Below are 2,869 nucleotides of genomic sequence, written 5' to 3' on the forward strand. Positions count from 1 at the left end.
GCGTGCAGGCCGACGCCGATGGCGTGCACCGCCAGATTGACCACCGAGGTGTCCACCTGGGCGATGAGCACGGCGAGGCAGAGAATGAACAGGATGACGCGGCGATCGGCGTGCGCTGCAGGGGCGTGGGACATGGCATCGGAATCGAGTGGCGATGCCGCCATCGTCGCCGTGCGCGCCGCAGCATGATTCGGCGCGCACCGAAGCGTGGCGCGCCTCGCTCCGACCCGTGCAATCCCACACGTCGGAGCACGGCCATCTAATCGATTGTCAGATGCGATCTTGGCGGACTGCGCGACAGTCAACATCCAATCCATTCGATATGACAGTCGGCGGCACGCGAACCAACCTGCGTCGGGCGGGCACGTCGCGCTGGGGCGCACGTGCAAGGAAGCCTGCCCGGAGATCGCCGCTTGGATCATGCACGTGTGATGATCTCAAGGAAGTCAATGCTTCTGGCCTGCTTGAATGTAACGTCGAATCAGCGATGCCACGAGCAGTACGAGGATGAAGTTGGCAGCGGTTGCCCAAGCCATGCCGACAGAATAATTGCCAGCATCCTGAAGGTCGGGAATTGCGGCGAAAAACAGAGCGCCAATGATCGCCACTCCGGCTGCGCTGGCGAACTGCTGCGCAGTGCTCAAGACGCCCGCGGCAAGACCGGCACGCTCTGGTGCGACGTCGACCAAGGCGGCACCGATCAGTGAGGGCAGGACAATTCCATTACCGAGGCTGGCTAGCGCTGTCAAACAGACGATCAAGGCCAAGCTGGCATGAATGCCGTCGAGATCAAGGTTGATTGCGAGCACACCCAAGCTGCCCGCCGTCAGCAGACTACCGAGCAGCAGCACACGCCGACCGTAGCGAGTCAACAACGGACGCGCGGCAAGTGCGCTGATGGAAAACGCGATACCGGCTGGAGCGAACGCGAGGCCGGCATGAAAAGCATCGAGCCCAAGTCCAGCTTGCAAAAGGAGCGTGAGCGTGAACATGAAGCTGCCGAAAAAACACATGAACGCGGCATTGGCGAGCAACCCTGCGCGGAACGTCGGCAATCGCAGCAGCGTGTCGTCGAACAGTGGGGTGCCACCGCGGCCAGTAAGGTGTCGTTCCCAGCGCAGAGTTGCCATGGCAAGCGGGATGGCTGCAGCCATGCAGACCCACGTCCATACGGGCCAGCCCGCACTACGACCGATGGTAAGCGGAACCAGAACTGCGGCGACGGTCATGGCAGCACCGATAGCACCAAACGGGTCCAAGCCAGATGGTTGCCGAGAGGGCGCTGTGGGCAGCATTCGCCATGCGAGGAGTGCGGTAATGACACCGACCGGCACGTTGACGAGGAAGATCGTGCGCCAACCAAGTCCCGCGAGATTGGCCGTGATCAACGCGCCACCGAGAACTTGACCAGCAATCGATCCGAGTCCCGAAGCCACGCCATACCAAGCGATGGCCCGGGGCCGCACGGCGAGCGGAACCGTGGCGGTGATCAATGCAAGAACCTGGGGCAGCATGGCTGCCGCAGCCAAACCCTGAGCGAGCCGCGCGGCCACCAATTGGCCTGGGGTCGCCGCAAGGCTGCACAGCAGCGACGTGACGGCAAACCCCGCCATGCCGAAAACGAACATTCGCCGATAGCCGAAAAGATCGCCCAACCGACCGCCGGTGACCAAACCGGCGGCGTAGGCAAACGCGTATCCACCCACGATCAGTTGCAAAGCACCGTTGCTGGCGTGCAGATCAGCTCGCAGGGATGGTGCGGCGACGTTGACCACAAAAAAATCGAACTGGCCCATGAACATGGCCGCGAGCAGCACCGCAAGTTGCCAGCCAGACATGGCGCTCGAAGACACGGGCTGCGTTCGAGCCGATTGCGTCGTGTTCATGTTTCGCTCCGTTTTCTGATTGTAGATATTATATATCCACGTTACATGCGATGCTACCCTTCCGCCATGAAGCTGCCTGAAGGTGTGGAATGGGCGCTGCATTGCGCCCTACTGATTGCCGAGGCCCCAGACGGAATGGCCTTGCCCCGCCGCGTGCTCGCCGAGCACCACGAACTACCGGAGGCCTACCTCGCCAAGCACTTGCAAGCCCTGGTGCGAGCAGGACTGCTGCAAGCGACGCCCGGTCCCAGTGGCGGATTCCGCTTGGCTCGGCCGGCAAGCCAGATCAGCGCACTCGACATCATCGAAGCCATTGATGGCGCAGCCAATCCGTTCGTATGTCGGGAAATTCGGCAGTGCGGCACGGGTGCGGCGCGCCCCGAGGAATGTCTGCGGCCCTGTGCAATCGCGGCGGTCATGGCGCAAGCTCATCAAGCTTGGCAAGAATCATTGCGTACCGTCACCCTGGATCAGCTTGTGCATCGCATACCGCAGACAGTGCGGAAGCGCAATCGTGTCAAATTCAGCACGGATAGGTGAGCTTGATGTCAGTTTGAGCGGTATCTGTCTGGGAGCATGCACGCGCACAGGGCAGCCCGCTACAGGCCACGACATGTGTGACGTTCTGGCTGAGCACACCGCGAGATTGACCACCGAGGTATCGACCTGCGCTGCAGGGGCTGGGACGTGGCATCGGAATCGGGTGGCGATGCCGCCATCGTCGCCGTGCACGCTGCACCATGATTCGGCGCGCGCCGAAGCGTGACGCGCCGCGCACAGCCACAATCACGAACATGCAAGTCGTCCTCAGGAATTCGCCATGACTCACGACATCGACATCGCCCGCATCGCCGCGCTGGTGGGCGAGCCCGCGCGCGCGGCCATGCTGCTGGCGCTGGGCGATGGCCGCGCGCTGCCCGCGGGGGAACTGGCGGCCTGCGCCGGGGTGAGCGCGGCCACCGCCAGCGGACATCTCGGCGCGC

The 2,869-nt window shown here is 62.9% G+C and carries 2 protein-coding genes and 1 pseudogene; 2 read left to right on the forward strand and 1 reads right to left on the reverse strand.

The window, feature by feature from the left end; translation table 11 throughout:
* Positions 1-446 precede the first annotated feature (446 nt).
* A complete protein-coding gene (locus tag ACYCUK_RS24180; RefSeq protein WP_461597125.1) occupies positions 447-1,886 on the reverse strand; it encodes an MFS transporter in 1,440 nt (479 codons plus the stop codon).
* Between the two features lie 66 nt (positions 1,887-1,952).
* On the opposite strand from ACYCUK_RS24180, the gene ACYCUK_RS24185 reads away from it, so the two are divergent.
* Together ACYCUK_RS24185 and ACYCUK_RS24190 are read left to right on the forward strand one after the other, a co-directional pair.
* The gene (locus tag ACYCUK_RS24185; RefSeq protein ID WP_461597126.1) at positions 1,953-2,426 is read left to right on the forward strand and encodes an RrF2 family transcriptional regulator; all 474 of its coding nucleotides are present in this window, start codon (positions 1,953-1,955) and stop codon (positions 2,424-2,426) included.
* A 280-nt stretch (positions 2,427-2,706) separates the two neighbouring features.
* Positions 2,707-2,869, forward strand: a pseudogene (locus tag ACYCUK_RS24190) (ArsR/SmtB family transcription factor); the annotation flags it as partial.

This window comes from Thiomonas sp., from assembly GCF_054608695.1.